We start from the raw sequence: 23,505 nt of genomic DNA, 5'->3' as shown, positions 1-23,505 counted from the left end.
AACGATAATTTTAATAACTATTAAATAAGAAGCCTTTATGCCCACATCTAGCCCTGATACCGCGTTTTCCCCTGCCCCGTTTAAGCCGCCATTTTGGCTAAGCAATCCACACTTACAAAGCATTTTACCGAAGTTTTTTGCGCCCAAGCCCCCTACTTATCGCCGCGTCATCAAACCAGACTCTCTAGGCGAGACAGACATCGCTTATGACTTTTACGATGCGCATCCGCTCACAGAGTCAGCGGATCAGATGTCTCACCAGACCCCATTGATTGTCCTGTTTCATGGCATGGAGGGCAGTAGTGACAGTCACTATGCGCGTGCGCTGGCGTATCAGGTACACGCGCAGGGCTGGCATTTCGTCGTCGCCCATTTTCGTAGCTGCGGCGGCATTCCAGCAAAAGGCCGCGTGTTTTATAACGCTGGTGACACAGACGAGGTGCATCATATGCTACAAACGCTGCGCGAGCAGTATGCCAATATCTATGCCGTCGGCGTCTCACTTGGCGGTAATGCCTTGGCAAAATACCTAGGCGAATATGGCGATCAAGCGCTATGTAAAGGCGCTGCTGTGATTTCAGCACCAGTCGATATGTCGTCAGCGGCGCTTAGTATGCACAGTTTTTTGAGCCATCGCATTTATACGCCATATCTACTCAACCCCATTATCAAAAAAGCCCTCGCCAACGACATCAGCCCAGAGGAGATGGCGTCGATCAAAGCGGTCAATCGTATCAGCGATTTTGATGATATCTTCACCGCACCGCGCCACGGCTACCGCTCAAATAATCACTATTACTATAGTGCCTCTGCTCTGCCGCACCTTATCAATGTCACCCGCCCACTATTGCTCATCAGCGCCAAAGACGATCCTTTCTTGGGCTTTACCGCTACAGAAAATGACGTATCAGACACTGTCACTATCTTGGACACCGAGCACGGCGGGCACGTGGGCTTTATTCGTTATCGCACGAGCAAAGACAAATCGACGCCTCTGTATACACAGTCCCGATTTGATATCAATTGGTTACCCGAAACCGTCTGCGCGTACTTTAAACACATTGGCGTGCCCTCTGCGGCGTGATAATCGAGCGGGCGGCGTTTTATCGTATCCCGCTAGCGTTACCTTTTACCTGACTCCCTGTCTTTTGAGACTACTGACCCTTTGAGACTGTCCTATGTATCCATTTATTCGTTATGCCAGCACCATTGCGCATGCTGCGCTACAAGCAAAAAGAGGCCGTACCTTAACGTTTAAAGATACCAGCGAAATCCATTTTCGCTGTCGTCTGTCAGATATCGACAACTTCCTTGAGATGAATAATGGCCGCGTCCTCACTCTGTATGACTTGGGTCGTACGGACTTTGCAGTACGAAGCGGGCTGGGTCGTCAGCTGCTCAAGCAGCGTTGGGGCTTGGTGGTCGCTGGCAGTACCATCCAATACCGCAAGCGTATTCGCGCCTTTGATAAAGTCACGCTCAAGACCAGAGTGGTGGGGTTTGATGAGCGCTGGATCTATATCGAGCAGTCAATGTGGGTCAAGGGCAAACCCTGCTCCTCCGCCCTACTGCGTACTGGCGTCACCGAAGGCGGCAAGGTAATAAAAACTGCGCGCATCCTAGAGGTGATGGGGCAATCAGACTGGCAGCTACCGCCGACAGGCTACGTGGCAGAGTGGATCATCAGTGATGCCGATCGTCCATGGCCACCGCAGGACTAGGATTGAGTAAGGATACTTATGAAATTTCGATATGCACGGCACACCAATAATTTGGGCACCCTTATTGATTTTTATCAGAATATTATTGGACTAGAAAAGCTGGGCGGCTTCAAAGACCATAATGGTTACGATGGTGTTTTTTTAGGATTTCCCAATCAAGATTGGCATATGGAGTTTACCTATTCCGCTGATAAAACAAACCATCATCCTGACAAGGACGATTTGGTCGTATTTTACTTAGATAGCGAAGAGGAAATCCAAACCATTATAGATAGAGCGAAGCAGGCAGAGATACTACCAATCACCTCACAAAATCCGTATTGGAATGAAAACGGTATCGAGTTAACTGATCCAGATGGATTCGGCGTCATACTCACGATAAATTCGTTGAAGTAGAGAACTAGAGTCAGTCTGTTTGGGGTATATCATTGGAGTTTGCCGATTAGCGGTGATGATGTGGTTGAGCTGCTGAGTTATAAAAATAGGTCCGTTTTCTTAGCTATCGTTTTGATGGCTGGGAAGGTCGGCTCTTTTTTTTGTTTCGTCAAAACCTTAAGAACTTAAATCAATATATAAACTTTAGTATGTTAATATCATATTAACTTATATGCTTCAATAAGCGTGAATTTTATGACTAATAGAAATAGTGAATATAAAATCTTCTTGGATGAGTGGCAAGAGTTAGTAAATAAAATTTGCGATGTGTCTATAGTAGATATTAATAGCGAGTCAACTGACCCTACTCAGGAATTGGCTCGATTATTAAAAGTTATTACTTATATAGATGAGACTATAAAAAGTATTGATAGTGAGCTTGTTCCTTTAACCTTATGGAGCGAATGTAAAAATCATTGTATAAGCTGCAAAGCAAGTGTCGAGGAAGCTATCAACAACCAAACTGAAGCGACTGTTCTAACAGCTAATAACTCAGTAGATGTATTACTTTCTAAACTTGCTCCCTATTTCCAAGACTCTTTAGCCAAAATCAAAGCAATGAAGCCTGCTTTTAATAGTTATGTCAAATACATCACAAATCAGCTAGATGATTATAAAAATAAAAATGATGATTTGGTTAGAGAGTTACAACAAAAACTAATTATTTCTTCAGATATTAATGATGAACTGCTTGGATACAAGGAGAGTATTTCAAAGTTACATGATGAGTTTTTAGTAGGTACAGACGAAGAATTTTCACTAAAGGCAAAACTAAAAGGCTTGGAAGAATCTATCGACGAGCAATACTCTAAGATAGGTAACTTTTATAGCTCCCTTTTAGTAGATGAAGGCTCAATACAATCTAAAATTGAAGAAGCTCAAGAGCTAATAACCAATGCAAACTTAGAAGTCCAAAAAATTCGAGATGATTTATCCGTAAAACTTGATGAATTGGATGACTTTCATGACAAAATTTTTGGGGAACCTAATGCAGATGGTGATATAGAAAACGGCCTCAAGTTCGAAATTGATAAAAGAAAAAACAACTTGGACTCTTTAATCACCACTCAGACAGATCAATACAAAGTTATAAAATCTAATATCGAAAGTCTATTGCCTGGCGCTACAAGTGCTGGATTAGCAAGTGCATATCATGAGTTAAGTATATCTTTTAACGAACCTATAGAAAAATATTCCAAATACTTTACTATCTCTCTTATTCTTCTTTTAGTTGTGTCAGGTTCCTTAACCATACATAGTTTACTTTTAACTGATTTTTCGTCAAATGCTGATGGCCGTAATTTCCTCAATGATATAGGCGTCTTTTTACTACAACGCTTACCTATTGTTCTACCTATTATCTGGTTTGCGGTATTTGCTTCTAAAAGAAGAAGTGAGGCGGAGAGACTAAAACAAGAATACGCACATAAGGAAGCTTTGGCTAAGTCCTATCAGAGCTTTAAGCTTCAGATAGAAGAGCTTGATAGTGAAAACAAAGAACCTTTACTAGAAAAACTTTTAGCTGCTGCTATTGAAACTATATCTATGAACGCTTCGAATACGTTAGATAAAAGGCATGGTGATAATGCTCCTCTAATTGGTATCTTTGATAAAACTGTTAACAAGCTACCTTCTACTGACTCTAAAGAGTAATTTTTTTCATAGAATATATATACTTAGCTATTAATACGTAGTCAGTTATCTTAACTACAAAACCGTAGTCAACTATTTTAACTACAAATTCATAGTCAAAACCCACCACCCTATTCAGCAACTAAATAAACACTATCCAACACGCCCACCGCCTACCTTTGCTAAAGTAAGCCATGCAAATATCCTAATAAAAAGGAGCCCTTCATGAGCTTACTTGATACGCTTAACCTCACCTATCCGATTATCCAAGCGCCAATGGCAGGCGGTGCCACCACTCCTGAGCTGATTACAAGTGTCAGTAACTTTGGTGGACTAGGATCGTTGGGCGCTGGTATGACCGCGCCAGACGTTTTGGATAGCCAAATCGATACGATTAAGACGCTGACCGACCGTCCTTTTATGGTCAATCTGATGGTGTTATCTGAATACGAGTCGAGCAGCTTTGATACCGCCATGCCGAATTGGCTGAGTAATTATTACCAAGAGCAGAATATAGAATTTACGCTACCCACGCGTCCAGCACAGAGCTTTGCTGAGCAGTTACAAGTGCTGTATGACAATCCTGTACCTGTCGCCAGTTTTACCTTCGGTATTATCAGTGCCGAGCAAGTTCAGCGTCTGCAACGTGTCGGTACGCGCGTCATCGGTACGGCAAATCACCCATTGGAAGCGAAAGCATGGAGCGAGATTGGGGCAGACGCAGTTTGTGTACAAGGCGTAGAAGCTGGCGGTCATCGCGGTGGTTGGTTGCCACAAAGTGAAACCGATCCTCTAGGATTATTGACGCTGATTAGCCAAACGCGCGCCTTTACAGATATTCCGTTGATTGCCGCAGGTGGCATTATGACGGGACAGGATATCAAGGCAGTACAGACGGCAGGTGCTGAGATGGCGCAAATTGGCACGGCATTTTTGACGACAGATAAATGCAGTATCAATGATATTTATAAGCAAGCCTTACTGGATGCCAGTATAGGCAAGCGCAGTAGCGAAACCCGCTTAACCCGTCTGTTTTCAGGCAAGCAGGCACGCGGTTTGTTAAATGACTATCTGCGCGACTTTGCGCCGTTTGAAAGCGCTGATACGCTACCGCCTTATCCACAATTAAACGCCATGACCAAAGCGCTGCGCGCGCATGCAAAGAAAAACGACGATGGCGAGCACCAGTCTTTATGGGCAGGGCAAGGCGTCACGTTAGTCAGAGACGAAAGTACAGACGCCTTACTGACACGATTAACAAAAGACTTGTGAATTACTGAACCTTTAGCGTTGCACGAAACCCTTTATAGTCATCAGCCGTCTTTGTGGCCGCCTCGATCATCGGCACATGACCGATATCTTCCATCATAATGACTTGCGCTTGCGGGATGATGTCTTTGATCACATTGACCGTTTCAGGCTTGATGACTTGATCTTTATCACCCCAAACCACGAGCGTTGGAATATTATAATCCGCGATGATTTGAGCGCGCTCCTCGACATTATCAGTGACGATTTGCTCAAGGATTTTGGCGTCCAACTCCTTATTATTGATACGCTCTTGCGCGAATACCGCTTTGACTGACTTGGGCAAATAAGGCGGCTTATACATGACAAAATCGTACATCTTATAGAAGTCCTCTTTGCTATTGATCAGCAATGGGTTGTTCTCAAGGGTTGCGCCCTCAAGCGATTTTGGCACGCCTGCTGACCAAAATCCTGCGCTATCGACAAGCCACAGACTCTTGACGTCTTTTGGATACTTTGCGGCATAAGCGACACTGATCGCGCCGCCCATCGAGTTACCGCCGATGTGAATATTGCTTGCTAATCCTTTAGCTTGCAACAGCTCATGTAAGCGCGTGGCCTGTGCCTGTGAGCGGTAGTCTGCGCTCATAGGTTTGCTCGACTCACCAAAACCCAGCAGATCAGGAATGATCAGATGATAGTCCTCTAACTCGTCAGCGATACGGGTGAAGTTGTCCTTATTACCGCCAAAACCGTGAATGAGAAGTAGTGGCTCGCCTGTTAGGTTGGCGTTTTCGGCATAAACTAACTTGTCGCCAGAAGCTAGCGTAAATGATTTGACATCCAGATCAGACTTATTGCGCTCATATTTGATAATTTTTTGAGTGGTGTTAACGGCAAGCGTATTGGGCGCTGTGGTACAGCCTACGATAGAGAGACTAAATAGTGCGGCAAGACCTAAGCGTTTAAATAGCATGGAGGCATCCTTGTTTAGAATTAAGGTAGAAATAAAATCTGACTTTGATTTTAGCGCTAAACTTGTGCCTAGATTTTTTAATTTATAACTTTCTAGTCAAAACCTTATCTTCTATGTTCATATACAAGACTATCGTTAGCTTTTGTTTACCTTTCTAGCCCAGATAGCTTAAGCGTTGTCATTTATAATAGGAGCGTTTTATAGCAGTAGTGGTTATAACTACAACCCTAAGCTCACTATCTATTCTTAATTAAACCCAACTGACACTCATCAAAGCCCAATCAAAGTGGCATAAAAGGATGCACCTTGAGCGACACGAGTACGCCCTCCAGTAAATCGCGTGACCTTACCAAAGGGTCTATCGCCAAAACCATGCTGCTATTTGCCTTGCCAACGACACCATGGAGACGGTTACCGCTGCGCCGTATCATCAAAGTGCATGAAAAGGTTCATGGTAGCCATTAACCAACTTAAGATAGAGGCTAAACGGTCGCAGCAGGCTTTATGCTATCGATATCGTTAACATTTAAAGAACTTGGTGTTTGATAATAACCAATTTACCTAGTTACATATAGGTTATATGATAGCTCTATATAAAACCTTTAGGACAAAAATGCGTCATGGCACTACCGAAACTAAGAATACGTATGAGCCGCAAACTATATCGCCTAGTATTTACTGGACTAATGGCAATGATGATGTCGCTTATTATCTCAACTGCCCTATTACTGGTAAAAGTCGGCTTGGTCGATGGCTTTTTTGGCGAGCTGATGCACTCGTGGGGGTTGGCCTTTGTTTTTGCATGGCCAAGTGCGTATATCTGCGCATATTTTATCCAAGAGCACGTGCTGAGCCGTATTGAGTTTTATTAGTTTATTCTTAAAACCCTCAAACCCTCTAGCTGCACCCGCCTACCTCTGTTTACTCAACTCTATAAATGCCGCCTAAAAAACTGCTAAGATAAGCTAAACATTCTGTTAAACAGAGGGCGCTATGAGTCAAACGCGGCGTGCTATCGAACAACTCATTGAACAACACAAACTTCCTCTCAAGCATGCAGAGGCTGCTGCCAAACACCTAGAAGTCTATCCCAGCAAAAGCACATGGCTTAGCTTCTTTGATAAAGCCTTGCTGATTATCGGTGCGCTGGCATTGGTATTATCACTGGTGTTTTTTATTGCTTATAACTGGCAAAATTTGGGTAAGCTAGGCAAATTCGCTTTGGTCGAGGGCGCTCTGGTTATCACTATTGCGCTCTACGTGGCTCTCTCTTTTCGGCGCAGGTTTCATTTTATTCGCCAGCTATTATTGCTGGTCGCTAGTATCATTACGGGTAGTTTGCTGGCGCTATTTGGGCAGGTATATCAGACCGGCGCGGATACTTGGCAGCTGTTTTTTGCTTGGGCAGTATTGATTACCCCTTGGGTCATTATTGCCCACTTTCCGGCACTATGGCTATTGTGGCTTGGGCTGCTTAATACTTTTCTATTGCTTTATTTGGAGATGGTAGATCTATCGTTCGCTGATAGTAGCTATCAAGATGTTATAAGAGTGGCGATATTGGCACTGATCAATCTGGTTGCCCTAAATCTTTGGCTTATCTTTTTGGGTCAAAAACGTGCGATGGCTAGCCAAGTTAATAGCGAAATTGTTGGTTCAGATACTTCTATTGCTAGTCCTAACCTTTCAAGCTCCAAAACGACTTACGACGATATACTCTTGCAAGCTCAAGCAGGTTTGCACTGGAGTACTTATCTTGTCGGTTTAATCAGCACTATCGCTATCACTTTCCTCGCTATTATTACTGTTTTTGATGTGGATAGTGTGTTGGCGACGCTCCTGTCTTTATCGCTTTGGGCGGGCTGGTGCGCCTTTATGTATTGGCGGTTTTATCGACAGCGCAGTGATCTACTGATGCTGACCTACCTTTGCTTTTCTCTCATTATTGTAGTGATGTCTTGGGCAGTTAACATACTACCTAATGACTTTGATGTAGGCAGCCTACTCGTCTTAACCCTTCTACTGATTGGCATGGTTACTTATGCTATCAAGTGGTTATTTGAAGTTATAAAATCAGATAACTCTCCTTCTGAAGACCTTAAAATCTTACAAGCGGTGAATACTCCTTTGAATAAAAAAGGAGCCGATCATGAATAATAACGACCAACAAGCGCTGACATCGCTGCAAAATATCGGTCTAATCGCTAAGGATTTTAGCGTATATAACGACCATTTAGATGACGACTCACAGAAACATACCCCTTGGTATCTGCAACTTTTTATTGGTTTCGGTGGCTTGTTAGCCAGTTTGTTTTTTACAGGTTTTTTGACTTTACTTTTGGCTCAAAGTAATGTGTTAAAAAGCGCTGTAGGCCTTATTATAGTAGGTCTAGCTTTAAGCGCTCTTGCCTTTTGGCTCTTTAATACCGCAAGCAAACATCGCAATCTATTCGTTGAATATTCAGCCTTTGCTATCAGTATCACAGGACAGTTGTATGTCGCCGCTGGATTGTTCTTTTATGCCGTAGAGCGCCCCTTATCAGTCTGGCTATTTTTGATTATTCAAAGCTATTTGACTTTTATCATGCCCAATGTGGTGTATCGACTGCTAGGTGCTAGCCTCGTGCTTGGGCTTATGGTCTATTTGTTCAATTATTATCAGTTCCCTGAGCTAAGTTTAGGCGTATTAGCGCTCTTGACTATCGTGACGCAGTTGCAACGCTATCCGCTATTACGGCGCGTTCCTCGTCCACATGAAGTCTATGCACAATCTATTATTAGCGCGTTTGGCTATGCAGGCGCCCTTGTGTTGCTTGGTGTTTCGGTCTATTTTATCGTTGCTGAATATGGTGGCAGCTTCGATAATGACGGTAACCCTTTTCGTTATAACTACTATTTAGCGCAAGGATTATTGGCCCTTGCTAGCTTATGTGCCGCTTACTTAATCTTGAAGCGCTACCGTATCCAACTGCTCTCAGCAACGGGACTGATTATAGTCGGCGCTACCGCCGTGCTTGGAGTAGTATCGATTTACGTTTCAGGGTTGCTCGCCACTAGCCTTATTATTGTCATAGCGTTTGCCAATAGTCAGCGAGTGCTATTAGCGCTTGGTATTATCGCCTTAGTCAGCTATATATTTTGGTATTACTATCAGCTCGATACGTCATTATTACTCAAAGCCGCTTCTATGCTTATTATCGGAGTTGGCTTATTGCTGATGCGCTGGCTACTGATCAAACGTTACTTTGCCAGTAATGTGGCATTAGCAACGAGTACTGATAAGGAGCGCTTGTCATGAATAATAAGACTATGGTTCAAAACTCATCCCTGCTTAGCTCGATTGGCTGGCTTGAAAAACGAGCGGTTAGAATTACTATTGCGCTGTTTGGCTTAATCGTTATCTTAGTAGTAATGACTCTCAATGTCGCCAAATACGAGACCCATTTAGCCACTGGTGATACCGTACTGCTTGAGCTTGCGCCCGTTGATCCACGTGGCTTTATGCAGGGCGACTATATGACGCTACGTTATGCGCTAGAGAATGAGGTATTTGCCGCCTTAAATACAGATCCAGGCAGCTATCCTACTCATGAGGAAGGCTATGTCATCGTCGCTTTGGATAATAATAATGTCGGACAGTTTGAGCACTTGGCAGAGAGTAAGCCTGACAACTTAAGCACAAATGAGAGGGCGATTTATTATCGTCTCCGTAACGGCGTACTCAAACTGGCGACCAACGCTTTTTTCTTTCAAGAAGGTCATGCCGAGGCTTTTGAGGCGGCTGAATATGGCTTATTCCGGGTGAATGATGACGGTGAGCCTTTACTGACTAATATGGTCGATGAGAAGTTTAAGGTAATCGATCCTAAGATGAGTAACCCTGAAACGAATAGTCTTGACAATGAAGCGAGTATTGATAATGAATCCTTGTAATTTTTCAAAAAATTCATAGCTAAGACCACTCACAACATCAGGTAACCAAAGTTGCCTTGTCAGTGATCCAAACCCCTTGTTAAGGTAGTTCTAAATTGTTTTCTTAATAAATACTAGGGCGTGTCTTCATTTCAAAAATGTTGATAAAAATGAGATAAATTGTCGTCAAACAAAAAAAATAGCGTAGACAATATCGGGATATTAACCAGCTATTTGACGATGTTTGGCAAGATTTAGCCATTTTTAGCCCATTTAGACGACTATCGAGTGAATTGAAGACACGCCCCACTCTAACAATACTTATAAACCCTTATAAATGACAAAAAGGATTTACTATGCGCAGCGCAACTTATAACGAATTTGGCAAACCAACCGAAGTCCTCAGCCTCGGCGATAGCCCTATCCCAGAACCTAAGCCCACCGAGGTGCGTGTCAAAACCGTGCTCGCCTCTATCCACAACCATGACTTGCTCACCGTGCGCGGTCAGTATGGCTTTAAACCCGAGCTGCCGGCGATCGGCGGTAGTGAAGCGCTGGGCATTATTGACGCCGTTGGTAGTGACGTTAAAGGGTTAAAAGTCGGTCAGCGCGTTGCTGCCGCTAGCGTGCAAGCGACTTGGGCCGAGTATTTTGTCGCTGACGAGGACATGGTGTTTGCCATCCCTGAGAGCTTGGATGATGAGATGGCCGCGCAATTAATCGCCATGCCGCTTAGCGCGCTTATGCTGCTTGAGTTCTTGGAAGTAAAGAGCGGACAATGGATTATCCATAACGCGGCGAACGGCGCAGTCGGTAAATCGCTTGCGATGCTAGCAGCGGCGCGCGGCGTCAACACTATCAATGTGGTCCGTAGCAGCGATGTCATAAAAGAGCTAGAAGCAATCGGCGCAGAAAATAACGTCAGCACTGATAATGAGGACTGGAAAGAGCAAGTCAAAGCCATCCTTGGCGAGAATAAAATCAGCGCAGCGGTCGATTCAGTCGGCGGCGACGCCAGTGGCGACTTATTATCACTGCTCGGTCATGGTGGCACCTTGGCGTCCTTTGGCATCATGTCAGGCCAGCCCATGACGCTCAATCCGACGCATCTTATCTTTAAACAAGCCATCGTAAAAGGATTTTGGGGCAGTAAAATCAGCCAAGAGATGAGTGTGGAGAATAAACAGCGCTTAATCGATGAGCTAATCGAACGCGCGACCAGTGGCAAGCTCCATCTGCCTGTGGAGGCTGTGTTTGATTTGGCAGATATCAAAAAAGCGGTCGATGGCAAATTGCAGTCAGGTAAAAATGGTAAGGTGCTGTTAAAGCCATAAGGGCTATTAAAACCATAAGAATTTGCTACGCGTAAATTACCTGATCTAAAGTCCTTTAACAGCTCACTCAAAACAGTGCTTCTTATGATAGAAGCGCTGTTTTTTTATGCAGAATGTTAATTCTGGTGCAAAAGTAGCACTCGTTAAGAAAGCCTTATGCTTAATCTCGACTCCCTTACAATTCTAAGTCAGCCACAACGTTAAGTAACCAAAATCAAGTTGAGAACGCTTAGTCTGAGTTGTTATCGTTTATAAAAAGCAAATTGTTAAACTTAATTTCTTTGAGTACTCAATAATCTCTTTAAGTGCTCAAACTGATAAATAATAAAAAGGATGCTTCTATGCGCACTGCAACTTATAACGAATTTGGCAAACCATCTGACGTGCTTGGCGTGAGTGACAGCCCGACTCCAGACCCCAAAGACAACGAAGTCCGTATCAAAACCATCTTATCCTCCATTCATAATCACGACCTTGTTACCATCAAAGGCGAGTACGGTAATAAACCTAAACTGCCTGCGACAGGCGGTAGTGAGGCGGTAGGGACTATTGATGCTTTAGGTAGTGAGGTCACAGGCTTTGAAAAAGGTCAGCGCGTCGTAGTCTCAGGCGTACAAGGCACGTGGGCGGAGTATTTTATCGCCCCAGTCCAAAGCATCATCCCTATACCAGATGCTATCGATGATGAGATGGCCGCTCAATTAATCGCCATGCCGATGAGTGCGCTGCTGCTCATTGAGTTTTTAAACATCAAGCCGGGTCAATGGATCATCCAAAACGCCGCTAACGGCGCGGTCGGTGAATCTATGGCGATGCTCGCCCCTACTCGTAAAATCAATACCATTAATCTAGTACGCAGCAAAAAATCTGAGCAAGAGCTTATCGATTTAGGTATTACTGACAACAACGTCGTGACTGATAACGACGACTGGAAAGAGCAAGTCAAAAAAATCATTGGCGATGCTCAAATCAGTGGCGCAGTCGATGCCGTTGGTGGTCAGCCAGGCGGCGAGCTAGTATCAATGCTGGGTAAACATGGCGTCATGGCGTCACTCGGCGCAATGTCAGGTAAACCGCTGATGCTTAATCCTAGCAATCTGATTTTTAATTTGGCGCAAGTTAAAGGCTTTTGGGCGAGCGATATGATGCAAACCATCAGTAAAGACGATATGCAGCGCTTAACTGGTGAGCTAATCGAAAATGCTGCTAATGGCACCCTAAAACTACCGACTGGCGGTGTTTACGATTTAAACGATATCCAAAAAGCGGTCTCTGATGAGGTACAATCAGACAAAAAAGGTAAGATACTCATTAAGCCTTAAGGTATCGCCGTAAAGTCTATTTACCAAAAGAGGAATAATATTATGTCCAATCAAACAAACTCTGATAATAAAACCTTTAAAGCCTTAGTGGTCGAAGAAACCAGCGACGGTAAATTCGAAAAAAGCATTCAACAGCGCAACCTCAGCGACCTGCCTGACAATGATCTATTGATTGAAGTACATTACTCCTCGCTCAACTATAAAGATGCCATGTCGGCCTCAGGCAATAAGAGCATCACCAAAAACTACCCGCACACCCCTGGTATTGACGCGGCTGGCGTGGTGGTCAGCGACAAGTCTGGCACTTTTAGCGAAGGTCAAGAAGTCGTGGTATTCGGCTATGATCTCGGCATGGACACCGCAGGCGGACTCGGGCAAATGATTGCCATCCCTGCCAACTGGGCATTGCCTTGCCCTGAAGCGCTGAGCCTAAAAGAAGCGATGATCTATGGTACAGGCGGCCTAACGGCGGCGCTAAGCATCCAAAAGCTGGAAAAAATGGGCGCAAAACCAAGCGATGGCCCCGTTGCCGTATCAGGCGCGACAGGCGGTGTGGGCACTATCAGTATCGCCATCCTCTCGCAGCTGGGCTACGAGTCTATCGCCTTCTCTGGTAAGCCTGAGCAAAGCGAACACTTGAAAGAGTTGGGCGCCACCGAAGTGCGCCATCGTGACACCATCAATGAAGTCGGCAATCGCCCTGTTGGCCGTCCGCTATGGGCCAACGCCATCGATACCGTCGGCGGTGACTATCTTGCCAACCTACTCAAGCAAACCAAACCAGGTGGCGCAGTGACGACCTGTGGCCTTGCAGCATCAGCGTCATTTTCGATGACCGTATTGCCGTTTATCACGCGTGCGGTATCGCTACTGGGTATCGACTCAGTATTTATCCCACTTGAGGACAAAAAAGCGATTTGGCAGCGCGTGGCAACGGATATGAAACTACCCAATCTGGAGCAATACGCGGAAGAAATCACCCTTGAACAAACCCCAGAATACCTAGAGCGCTTTATTGATGGTAAGGCTGTAGGACGTTATGTGGTGAATGTGCGGGGTTAGGTTATTGGTTTAGAGAAATGAGTTTTTAGATGATGGCAGCGCTCTTTTTGGGGTGCTGTTTTTTTTAAAGTATTTACGAGATCTTAAACGCTTGAGCAGCATCTGAAAACATACTCACGTCGTATAATAGAAATACCAACCATCATATAACTCTGTGAGAGATATGACGGTAAGTCCATAAGGCGGTATCATATAACCAACTTCAATATTATTATTCGGCGCTTTTAGGTAACCAAATTCATTATCCAAAAAGCCACCCATCGTTAGCACGATATAACCGTCCTCTCGGGCCATACTTACGATACCTGAGCGATCTAGCTTCTTACGCAGTAAGGCGACTTTTTCTACCTCTAAGTTATCTGCTCTAATTTTTCCAGCATAAGCTGCCGCTATCTTTCGCTCAGTTGTATAGCTATCATCATTGGAGACAAGCTGATCATTTAGTATCTTATGGTGACGCCGCATATTACTTATTTGATAGACGTTGGCCTCTTGGCTGAGGGTATCTATGGCTTGTAAATTACTTTTATTCAGCAAAAAATGTACTTGATTACCCATACCGATTGCTGAGAGATAAAATGCAATCACAGTAACTATGGGAAATATCGCTAAAGGCATATAAGAAGATGGCTTTTTATATCCTTTGCTAAATATATTTAACACCGAAAATAATAACCCAACAATGAGAAAAAATAGCAGAGTCAGCAAACTCAAAATCGGTCCAAAACTGCCAAAATAGGGAGAGTTAAGTAAGCTTACCGAGAGAATAAATAGGACAAGATATGTGACGTATTTTTTATTTTTTGCGGTCATAACAGTCTCACACTGGGTTTGATTATTGCTATATCTTAACGTGAGTCTGTTATGAGTAAGATGAAATAAATATGGAGCGAATGGCTGACGATCAAACGCAATCATTTCTACATTATCAACAACTAGCCACACGCCCAATCAAACTCATTATTCAGCAAATCGATTTGACCATTACCACCGCCCATATTGGCATCACCAAGCATTTCTTCAAACTCAATATAAAAAGGGCTAAATTCTGGCATCGCTTGAACGGGGTTGGCCGTACCACCAAAATGGGTTTTTGCATGAAACCTATCAAGCTTTAACGCCTCCCCTTTTTCAGAAAACATAGGAATATAAGCATCCTCATCGTCTTCATCTAGCCATTCGTTTAGCGATTTGCCAATATTTGGATCATTGATACGGACTGTCTGTTCCACAAACTTGGCAGGCTGATCTTTGACAAAGCAAGTGCCACTCCACGCTTCCATTTCATAGTCTGGATATATACAATCTTCTTTATTAGGCAGTGCTGTCATTTCACCTTCAAACTCTTCTTTAGTTAGCCAAAGTAATACCCATCCGCCGCCAATAATGTCTTCAAGATAGATTTCTTGAGGGTGACGATTATTAGCGTAACGATTTAGTGACGACCAAAATGCTGTAGCGCCTGAAGCATCTGCCTCAGCTGATTTATTAATAACATCCTCAACACCGTCTACCCTATCTTCAAAGGCATCATCCGCTTGAAAAAGCGATATTGCCACGAGATCTTTCCCTTTTGCGCGATACGCTTCAGGCACTAATATCGTCCATAAATGCGCCATTGGTAGCCCGTTAATCCTGCTTCGCGGCCATTGTTCTGTGCTAATACCGACAGGGCGACCAAATGCCCAACCACACCCATGATCATTATCCGTTAGTTCTAAATCATATGCTTGCTTTAATGGTTTCACCGCTCTTGTCTCACCTTATTAGATTAACTTTATTTATTAGACCTACTACACCAACCAAAACCAATCAGGGGCAAACAAGTAGCTCAGGCCCATTGATAATAATACCACCAAGATACTACCCACAATTGCGCCAACCCATGTCGTACCGCCTTTTTTTGCTAACTCCTGCTCACGCATAGCTGGGTCTATATTATCGCCCATGACTTCTTTTATATTTTTGATACTGTGATTAAAGTAAAAATAATTACCTAACATACCTGTTAATACTGCCCACGCGATAAAGAAACTGGTTTGACCTATAGCGCTATACATTTCCATACCGAGCAGATGCATCAAAACCAAATCAACCGTGTTAATACCAATGACAATACATAGAGCTACTAAGTACATTTTGCGATAACACAACCAAGACGTTCCCAAAAGCAGTCCAGCAAAATTAAAACTATGAATACTCGCACCATCCTTGTTGACTTCTAAACGTGGCTCACTGTCCTTAAACCATTTATTACGGTAAAAATCATCATATTTTTTGCCAACGAAGGCCGCGAGCAACGTGTCAGCTGCCTCAGGGTCAGAAGCCGACTGGTTTTTTGAGATTTGTGCATCTTTTGCGATATTGATAGTCGTGAGCGGCGGCGGTGTTTGTGCTTGAGCCTCAGAGAGGGGGTGGCCACATTTTGCGCAAGACCCTGCGCCATTTGAGTTTTCTTGATTACAATAATTACAAAACATCTTATCCCTTATTTTTACTGAATGGTTGCTGACCTTATTTCAACTCACATCTTAAACAACCAATTAAAGTTGATTACATTATAGTTAATAAAAACAAATGTTCAATAAAAACTAAGGGCTTTACCACTATTTGCTAATTTCAAATAAAAAACACCCAACCAAGTTGAGTGTTTTTTTATAGCCTATAGTGACTGCTTATAACGTACTGATAATCTCATTCAACTGCTGATTAAATATCTCATCCGTCACTTCCCCTTTCTCGACATCAAAGTTATCAAAGAAGTTCGGAAGTGACAGCGCGCCTTTGACATCAGCGGCAAAGAATGGCGCTGAACCTTCGGCAGCAGCAAGGACGCTTTGTGCGCCACCCGCCCCTGGTGAGGTCGCAAGCATAATCATTGGCTTATTTTGATACACTTTCATATCAATGCGCGATGCCCAATCGAACAGGTTTTTGTACGCGGCGGTGTACGAGCCATTGTATTCAGCAAAAGAAATCACAATCGCGTCCGCTTCGCTAATCGCTTGACAAAAATCATGTGCAAACGCAGGAATGCCGCTTTCTTTTTCGCGCTCTTCGCTGTATATCGGCATCTCAAGATTATGAATATCAAGTAACGTCACGTCCGCATCGTCGATTTGCGTGGCGGCATAGCGGGCCAGTTTCTGGTTGATTGAGTTTCGGCTATTGCTGGTACCAAAGGCGAGTACTTTCATTATAAAATCCTTATGATTCTTGTGCTATGTGGTAGCAGCGTCACGCTTAGATAGCCTGTGCTGCCTTATCGTGTGCCACTATGATACGCCTTATGAACGTGATGACCGATTTTAATAGCTGAAAACCTTAATAAGTATTATTAATCGGTTGGGTGGTGGTGGCCCTTTTTAGATTTGTAGTGTAGCGTGTGCCGCAAATGTGAGAATGCCACCCACAAAAAAGCCCATACAACGATGGGCTTTTTTTATGCGCTTAAAACTAGAAAATTACTCCCATTCAATAGTAGCAGGCGGCTTGCTCGACACATCATAAGTCACGCGTGAGACGTCAGCGATTTCATTCATGATGCGATTCGATACCGTCTCGATCAGCTCATACGGCAGATGGGCAAAGCGCGCGGTCATAAAGTCTACAGTTTCAACAGCACGTAGCGCGATGACCCACGCATAGCGGCGACCATCACCGACCACGCCGACCGATTTGATTGGTTGGAATACCGCAAACGCTTGCGCGGTTTTGTCATACCAGCCAGAGCGCTCCAGCTCCTGCATAAATATTGCATCGGCAAGACGCAGGATATCAGCATATTCTTTTTTCACTTCGCCAAGGATTCGCACGCCTAGACCTGGCCCTGGGAACGGATGACGATAGATCATCTTCTCTGGTAGACCTAAAGTGATACCCAGTTTACGCACCTCATCTTTAAATAGATCGCGTAACGGCTCAACCAATTCAAACGCCAAGTCATCTGGTAGACCACCGACGTTATGGTGGCTCTTAATCACGTGCGCCTTACCTTGGTGCGATTTGGCTGACTCGATCACGTCAGGGTAAATCGTCCCTTGTGCTAAGAACTCAATGGTTGTGCCATCGCTTTGTGCGCTGATTTCGCGGGCACTATTGGCAAACACATCAATAAAGGTTTTGCCGATGATTTTACGTTTGGCTTCCGGGTCAGACTCGCCTGCTAGCGCGTCTAGGAACAAGTCTTCAGCATCGACACGGATGACTTTGACGCCCATGTTTTCGGCGAACACTTGCATCACTTGATCACCTTCGTGCAGACGTAAGAGGCCATTATCGACAAATACACAGGTGAGCTGATCGCCAATGGCTTTATGCAGTAATGCCGCGACCACTGAACTATCGACGCCGCCTGAGAGCCCAAGCAGCACTTGTTTATCACCGATTTGCTCTTTTAATTGTGCCACCCGCATATCGACAATGTTGTCTGGTGTCCACTCACCAGCACAGTCGCAGATTTGATGGACAAAGCGGCCTAGCAGCGCCTGACCTTGTAAGGTGTGCGTCACTTCCGGATGAAACTGGAGGCCATAGTATTGCTTGTCGTCATTGGCCATAATAGCAATCGGGCAGCTTGGTGTGCTGGCGATGATATCAAAGCCTTGTGGCGCTTCGATGACCTTGTCGCCATGGCTCATCCAGACGTTTAGCGTGGTCGATTTGTCTTCACTGACGCTATCTTCGATGCCATCAGTAAGCTTTGAGTGGCCATTGACATTGATGGTCGCCGCGCCAAACTCATGGATATCACTGGCATGTACCTTACCGCCGAAGCGATCTGCCATCGCCTGCATACCGTAGCAAATGCCAAGTACTGGTACACCAAGCTCAAACACAGCGTCATTGATACGTGGGCTGTTTTCCGCATGCACACTCTCAGGACCGCCCGATAGGATGACACCTTTGGCACCAAAGTTATGGATGCGCTGAGTGTCGATATCATAAGGAAACATCTCACAAAAAACGCCAGAATCGCGCACACGGCGAGCGATGAGCTGGCTATATTGCGAGCCAAAATCAAGAATAAGAATACGATCTTCTTTGATAGTAGGGATAGCAGCGGCAGTGGTCATAAATCGATGTCCATCAATAAGTAAAATTATCAGCCTATTTTAACAAGTTTAAGCCAATCATGGGCGACTAGATAACGTGGATTAGGTAAATAAACAAAAGCGTTTCATCTGCAAATGAATCATAAGCATACCTACCTAATTCACTACATAAAGTCAAAAAATATTCGCTACTATGGTTAATTCACTTTAAAACCGATACCGTGCTACTGGAATACTTGTTTTGAATAACAGTTGCGTAGCATCGAAAAGTGCGAAGCGCACAGCAAGCAAGGAAAATTTGTACCAGTAGCACGGTATTATTAACGTATCGATTTTATTTCATATTGACTATATAAGCTTAAGCCTGAAAAAATAACGGAGATAAACCATGACTAGCCTACCCAAGCCCAAATTCGACGATCCAAAAGACTATATCCTAACTAAGTCCGATATCGCCGCGATTCCTGAAACCAAGCACGTGCATCAGTTTAACGACAACGCCATTCGTCATACGGTATCTCTAAGCAATATTGTTGGACTAAACGCCTTTGGCTTACACCTAGTACGCGTTGAGCCGGGCGATGAAACCACCCAGCACCACTATCATGAAGAGTCAGATGAGTTTATCTACGTATTATCAGGCGAGCTATCACTGCGCTATGGCGATAAGACTTATCATTTAAGTGCTGGCGATTTTGTTGGTTTTCCAGCGTACGGTGCAGCGCATTCGATGCGTAATGATAGCGATAGAGACGCCACCTACCTTATGGGCGGAAGCAGACCGCCGATTGATATCACCAACTATCCAGACATCAAACGTAGAATGTACAAGATCCATGGAGAGAAGGAATTTGTCGATTTAGAAGATTTGGGTAAAGTTTAAAGGGTCATCCAAACACAAAAAGGGCATGTCTAGTTATAACTTATAAACAATAGTTTTTTTTGTTGCTATCATTCAAAAACATCAGTATGGTGATTAATAAACGCTATTTATGCTGAGCTATTTAACCCAACTAGCCGCTACACTCTAACCACAAGTACAGTGATTACAATCGACAGGTATGTCTCTATGCGCAAACTCAAACTCCCTACCCGTAAACACGCTAAACCCTCCTCTACTCTGCAAATCTCTGATAGCGACAACAACGATAACGCCAATCTAGACATGACTGCAAAAACCAATACCTCTCTTAACACCCCTATAGAGCAAACGCGCTGGAATGGCTGGGGTAACGTCAATATTAATAAAAAAGTCTCGCCGCATGGCGCAAAACTGATCAAATCGCATATCGGCAAAACCAAAAAACTTCCTTCTGTCAGCCTCAAAGACGTGCTAAAAACCGTACCCAAATCGCGCCTGCCAGCAGCTATTACCAAGCTAAATATAGTCTCGACCGATCAAGAGATCAGACTCAGACACGCCCGTGGGCAGAGCTTCCCTGATTGGATCGCGATGCACAGCGGCGACTTTGAGACCTTCCCTGATGGCGTGGCTTTCCCCGAATCGACTAGTGATGTCGAGCAATTACTCAAGCTCGCCCAAGAGCACGATCTGATTATCATTCCATTTGGCGGCGGTACCTCGGTGGTCGGGCATATCAATCCACAAAAGGGCGCGCGGCCTGTTTTGACCGTCGCCATGAGTAAAATGGATCAACTGATTGACTTAGATACCGAGAGCCAGATTGCTACTTTTGGTGCGGGCACCCAAGGGCCAGCGGTCGAGGCGCAATTGGGCGAGCACGGTTACCGTCTAGGTCATTACCCGCAGTCGTGGGAGCTATCGACGCTTGGCGGCTGGATTGCGGCGCGCTCAAGTGGTCAGCAATCACTCGGCTATGGACGCATCGAGCAGATGTTTGCAGGTGGTACTTTAGTCACCCCGCAAGGCGTGCTAGAGATTGCTGACATTCCTGCATCCTCAGCAGGGCCAGATTTGCGTGAGATGATGATGGGTACTGAGGGCCGCGTAGGTATCTTTACCGAGGTAAAAATGCGCGTGCAACCGCAACCTGAAGAAGAGCTATTTAAAGTGGCTTTCTTGCCGAATTGGGAAGCGGGCAAAGCGGTACTCAAACAAGCGGTGCAAAACAATGTTCGCCTCTCTATGCTACGCCTAAGCAATGCGGTCGAGACTGACGCGCATTTGCATCTAGGTACGACGCCAAGCCAGTTTTTAGCGATTAGCACTTATCTAAAAGCGCGCGGACTCAGCTCAGATAAGGTGATGCTGACTTATGGATTCTCAGGAGATAAAGCACAAAATAAACTAGCAGTGACGCAGTTTAATAAATTGTTAAAGCAAAATGGTAGTGTCACGGGTAAAATTACCAATATTATGGGTAGTGTTTGGGCGCACGGGCGTTTTAAATTCCCATATCTGCGCGGTACGCTTTGGGATAAAGGCATTATGGTTGATACCTTTGAGACCGCTACCAACTGGAGCCGTATTGACGAGCAAATGGCACAGATGCAAGAGGCGGTAAAAACGGCCTTAGCGGACGAAGGAGAGGAGGTGATGGCCTTTACCCATATCTCGCACGTCTATAAGCAAGGCGCAAGTCTATATACAACTTACTTCTTCCGCGCCGCCAAAGACCATGCGACTACCTTACAGCGCTGGCAAAAAATCAAACATGCGGCCAGTATGAGCCTTGCCAATGGTAAAGCCACCATCTCGCATCAGCATGGCGTTGGCCGCGATCATGCCCCATACCTGGCTGCCGAAAAAGGCGCGCTGGGACTACAAGTGACTCATGATATGCTAAAAAGTCTAGATCCTGAGCAGCGTATGAATCCAGGGGTATTGCTTGAGGAATAGAAATTGAAAATATGAGAGATAGATTGTCTATCCCGTGCTACTGATATAAATTTTCCTTGCTTGCTGTGCGACTTCGTCACTCCAGAGGCTGCACAAAATCAATATCAGTAGCACTATATCGAACTGATTTCAAAATGGCTTAACTATTTATGTTCGTTAAATGAATGACGTCATTTAAGAAGAGTAATTTATGAACCAAAGCACACAACGCCAACAAGCACTCGCGCCCCTAGCACGATCTGAACCTTGGGATATGCTGATCATCGGCGGCGGTATTACTGGTGCGGGCATTGCACGCGAGGCAGCAAAGCGTGGCCTTGCCGTATTACTTATCGAGCAAAAAGACTTTGCTTGGGGCACCTCCAGCCGCTCAAGCAAAATGGTGCATGGCGGCCTGCGCTACATTGCCTCAGGCGATTATAAAACGACACTGCTTAGCGTACGCGAGCGCGAACGTATGCTCACTGAAGCAGGCGGTCTAGTTAACGAGATGCATTACGTCATGCCGCATTATAAAGGTAAGTTTCCGCCGCCGTGGATATTTAATACCTTGCTACGCGTCTATGACAGAATAGCGGGTAAGCGCTATTTTAAATACTTTAAGAAGGACGCTTTTTTACGTCTGAATCCTAATATCAAGCAAGATAAATTTTTGGGTGCCAGCCAGTTTAGCGATGCGATCACCGATGATTCGCGCTTAGTGATGCGCGTACTTGACGAAGCCATTCATGACGGCGCGCACGCTATTAATTATCTTAAAGCCGAGTCGCTTATCACCAATGAGCAGGGCTTGGTGGTGGGTGCAACTTTAAAAGACACCGCTTCTAAAGATAAAGATCAAACCTATAAGGTTCACGCCAAAGTGGTGGTCAGTGCCACCGGCGCTTGGGCCGATACCTTACGTATGCAAGCCCGCGAGCAAACTGAGCAAAGCTTCAACAAGCAAATACGTCCCTCACGCGGTAGTCACTTAGTCGTCAGTCAAGAGCGCTTACCTACCTTGCAAGCCTATACTTTTTTGCATCCTGCTGATAAAAGAGCGGTGTTTGTCTTTCCGTGGGAGAACCGTACGGTACTTGGCACCACTGACTTGGATCATCCACCACTGAATGACGAAGAGGTCGGCATTACCAATGAAGAGGTCGACTATTTATTAGACGCGACTAACTCGCTATTTAATGAGACTGACTTGAATCGCAAAGATATCATCAGCACGTGGGCAGGCGTACGACCGCTGATAGCAGATAGCGGCAATGGTAAACGCGTCAGCCCCAGTAAAGAAAAGCGCGATCATAGCGTCTGGCTCGATAATAATCTGGTGACCGTCAGCGGCGGCAAACTGACCACCTTTCGCCTGATTGCGCTTGATGTGCTGGCAAAATGTCAAGAAGTGCTCGACCTTGATGACTCTGCTACTCAAAACTTAAACACGAATAGCGATCAAGTCTTTAACAATCCTACGCCGACTCATGCCAAATTTGCCACTTTACCAAAACTCTTACAGCAGCGCTTGCAAGGATTCTATGGTCTACAGCTCGATACTTTACTTGAGCTGGCGCATGAAGAAGACTTAGCTTATGTCACCGATAGCAATACTATTTGGGCGGAGATTCGCTTTGCCGCGCGCTTTGAACAAGTCATACATTTAGATGATTTACTACTGCGGCGGACGCGCTTAGGCTTAATCCTACCGCACGGTGCGATGACACCACTGATTAGTGCCAGACTGAAGCAAATTTGCCAGCAGGAGCTGGGCTGGGATGAGCAAAAGTGGCAACAAGAAGTCACTCGCTATACTGAGTTATGGCAACGTTATTATCATCTGCCTGCGGCTTAGCTTCTTATCGAGTTATTATAAGGATTAGAGCTGCTAGGGCACTTTTTTTTAAAACAAAAGCTGCGTAGCCTCGAAAACTCTGACGGTCGCAAGCAAGGAAAACTTGTACCAATAGCACGTTCTAATTTTGATAAATATCCCCCATAGTAAA

General features: G+C 44.8%; 22 protein-coding genes. 16 read left to right on the top strand and 6 right to left on the bottom strand.

Features of this window, described 5'->3' with window-relative positions; genetic code table 11:
- The first annotated feature begins 37 nt into the window (after nt 1–37).
- The 5 genes from ACNFVB_RS01210 (at nt 38) to ACNFVB_RS01190 (ending at nt 5,060) form a co-directional block, all read left to right on the top strand.
- Nucleotides 38–1,084, top strand: a complete 1,047-nt coding sequence (locus tag ACNFVB_RS01210) for a YheT family hydrolase (protein ID WP_430737818.1) — start codon at nt 38–40, stop codon at nt 1,082–1,084.
- Between the two features lie 94 nt (nt 1,085–1,178).
- Nucleotides 1,179–1,721, top strand: a complete 543-nt coding sequence (locus ACNFVB_RS01205) for an acyl-CoA thioesterase (RefSeq protein WP_430737817.1) — start codon at nt 1,179–1,181, stop codon at nt 1,719–1,721.
- Nucleotides 1,722–1,739: 18 nt separating this feature from the next.
- The gene (locus ACNFVB_RS01200; protein WP_430737816.1) at nt 1,740–2,117 is read left to right on the top strand and encodes a VOC family protein; all 378 of its coding nucleotides are present in this window, start codon (nt 1,740–1,742) and stop codon (nt 2,115–2,117) included.
- A gap of 234 nt (nt 2,118–2,351) precedes the next feature.
- Nucleotides 2,352–3,809 (top strand): hypothetical protein, encoded by a 1,458-nt coding sequence (locus tag ACNFVB_RS01195; protein WP_430737815.1) that lies wholly within the window; start codon nt 2,352–2,354, stop codon nt 3,807–3,809.
- A gap of 204 nt (nt 3,810–4,013) precedes the next feature.
- Nucleotides 4,014–5,060: an NAD(P)H-dependent flavin oxidoreductase gene (locus tag ACNFVB_RS01190; protein WP_430737814.1), complete on the top strand. Its 1,047-nt coding sequence runs from the start codon at nt 4,014–4,016 to the stop codon at nt 5,058–5,060.
- 1 nt (nt 5,061) lies between these two features.
- Here ACNFVB_RS01190 and ACNFVB_RS01185 read toward each other — a convergent pair whose 3' ends face one another.
- The gene (locus ACNFVB_RS01185) at nt 5,062–6,012 is read right to left on the bottom strand and encodes an alpha/beta hydrolase (protein WP_430737813.1); all 951 of its coding nucleotides are present in this window, start codon (nt 6,010–6,012) and stop codon (nt 5,062–5,064) included.
- A gap of 306 nt (nt 6,013–6,318) precedes the next feature.
- On the opposite strand from ACNFVB_RS01185, the gene ACNFVB_RS01180 reads away from it, so the two are divergent.
- The 8 genes from ACNFVB_RS01180 (at nt 6,319) to ACNFVB_RS01145 (ending at nt 13,642) form a co-directional block, all read left to right on the top strand.
- Entirely contained in the window at nt 6,319–6,477 is a 159-nt protein-coding gene (locus tag ACNFVB_RS01180) for a hypothetical protein (RefSeq protein ID WP_192994479.1), read from the top strand.
- A 182-nt stretch (nt 6,478–6,659) separates the two neighbouring features.
- A complete protein-coding gene (locus ACNFVB_RS01175) occupies nt 6,660–6,884 on the top strand; it encodes a DUF2798 domain-containing protein (protein WP_430737812.1) in 225 nt (74 codons plus the stop codon).
- Between the two features lie 121 nt (nt 6,885–7,005).
- Nucleotides 7,006–8,169: a DUF2157 domain-containing protein gene (locus tag ACNFVB_RS01170; protein ID WP_430737811.1), complete on the top strand. Its 1,164-nt coding sequence runs from the start codon at nt 7,006–7,008 to the stop codon at nt 8,167–8,169.
- Nucleotides 8,162–9,310 (top strand): DUF4401 domain-containing protein, encoded by a 1,149-nt coding sequence (locus ACNFVB_RS01165; RefSeq protein ID WP_430737810.1) that lies wholly within the window; start codon nt 8,162–8,164, stop codon nt 9,308–9,310. Before ACNFVB_RS01170 ends, ACNFVB_RS01165 begins: the two co-directional genes overlap by 8 nt.
- A complete protein-coding gene (locus tag ACNFVB_RS01160) occupies nt 9,307–9,945 on the top strand; it encodes a GDYXXLXY domain-containing protein (RefSeq protein WP_430737809.1) in 639 nt (212 codons plus the stop codon). Before ACNFVB_RS01165 ends, ACNFVB_RS01160 begins: the two co-directional genes overlap by 4 nt.
- A 335-nt stretch (nt 9,946–10,280) precedes the next feature.
- Nucleotides 10,281–11,258 carry a zinc-binding dehydrogenase gene (locus ACNFVB_RS01155; protein ID WP_430737808.1) on the top strand — a complete coding sequence of 326 codons (978 nt, stop codon included), beginning with the start codon at nt 10,281–10,283 and terminating at the stop codon, nt 11,256–11,258.
- A 341-nt stretch (nt 11,259–11,599) separates the two neighbouring features.
- Nucleotides 11,600–12,580, top strand: coding sequence for a zinc-binding dehydrogenase (locus ACNFVB_RS01150; RefSeq protein ID WP_430737807.1), 981 nt, complete (start codon nt 11,600–11,602; stop codon nt 12,578–12,580).
- Between the two features lie 42 nt (nt 12,581–12,622).
- Nucleotides 12,623–13,642 carry an oxidoreductase gene (locus ACNFVB_RS01145; protein WP_289055426.1) on the top strand — a complete coding sequence of 340 codons (1,020 nt, stop codon included), beginning with the start codon at nt 12,623–12,625 and terminating at the stop codon, nt 13,640–13,642.
- A 114-nt stretch (nt 13,643–13,756) separates the two neighbouring features.
- On the opposite strand, the gene ACNFVB_RS01140 is transcribed toward ACNFVB_RS01145, so the two are convergent.
- The 5 genes from ACNFVB_RS01140 to guaA form a co-directional block, all read right to left on the bottom strand.
- Complete coding sequence (locus ACNFVB_RS01140; RefSeq protein ID WP_430737806.1) at nt 13,757–14,455, bottom strand: hypothetical protein; 699 nt, start codon at nt 14,453–14,455, stop codon at nt 13,757–13,759.
- A 122-nt stretch (nt 14,456–14,577) separates the two neighbouring features.
- Complete coding sequence (locus ACNFVB_RS01135; protein WP_430737805.1) at nt 14,578–15,390, bottom strand: hypothetical protein; 813 nt, start codon at nt 15,388–15,390, stop codon at nt 14,578–14,580.
- Nucleotides 15,391–15,435: 45 nt separating this feature from the next.
- On the bottom strand, nt 15,436–16,122 hold the full coding sequence (locus tag ACNFVB_RS01130) for a DUF2628 domain-containing protein (RefSeq protein WP_430737804.1): 687 nt from the start codon (nt 16,120–16,122) through the stop codon (nt 15,436–15,438).
- Nucleotides 16,123–16,317: 195 nt separating this feature from the next.
- Complete coding sequence (locus tag ACNFVB_RS01125) at nt 16,318–16,839, bottom strand: NADPH-dependent FMN reductase (RefSeq protein WP_430737803.1); 522 nt, start codon at nt 16,837–16,839, stop codon at nt 16,318–16,320.
- Nucleotides 16,840–17,106: 267 nt separating this feature from the next.
- The gene (gene guaA, locus ACNFVB_RS01120) at nt 17,107–18,717 is read right to left on the bottom strand and encodes a glutamine-hydrolyzing GMP synthase (RefSeq protein WP_430737802.1); all 1,611 of its coding nucleotides are present in this window, start codon (nt 18,715–18,717) and stop codon (nt 17,107–17,109) included.
- Between the two features lie 367 nt (nt 18,718–19,084).
- Here guaA and ACNFVB_RS01115 point away from each other — a divergent pair, with 367 nt between their 5' ends.
- The 3 genes from ACNFVB_RS01115 to ACNFVB_RS01105 all read left to right on the top strand — a co-directional run bounded on the left by ACNFVB_RS01115 (nt 19,085) and on the right by ACNFVB_RS01105 (nt 23,354).
- The gene (locus ACNFVB_RS01115) at nt 19,085–19,579 is read left to right on the top strand and encodes a cupin domain-containing protein (RefSeq protein WP_430737801.1); all 495 of its coding nucleotides are present in this window, start codon (nt 19,085–19,087) and stop codon (nt 19,577–19,579) included.
- 186 nt (nt 19,580–19,765) lie between these two features.
- Nucleotides 19,766–21,517, top strand: a complete 1,752-nt coding sequence (locus tag ACNFVB_RS01110) for an FAD-binding oxidoreductase (RefSeq protein WP_430737800.1) — start codon at nt 19,766–19,768, stop codon at nt 21,515–21,517.
- A 190-nt stretch (nt 21,518–21,707) separates the two neighbouring features.
- Nucleotides 21,708–23,354: a glycerol-3-phosphate dehydrogenase/oxidase gene (locus ACNFVB_RS01105; RefSeq protein ID WP_430737799.1), complete on the top strand. Its 1,647-nt coding sequence runs from the start codon at nt 21,708–21,710 to the stop codon at nt 23,352–23,354.
- Nucleotides 23,355–23,505: the final 151 nt, after the last annotated feature.

This window comes from Psychrobacter sp. VH5 (assembly GCF_050572635.1).
Lineage (GTDB): Bacteria > Pseudomonadota > Gammaproteobacteria > Pseudomonadales > Moraxellaceae > Psychrobacter > Psychrobacter celer.
Note: the sequence above shows the minus strand (reverse complement) of the source record. Positions and strands in the feature narration are given on the sequence as shown.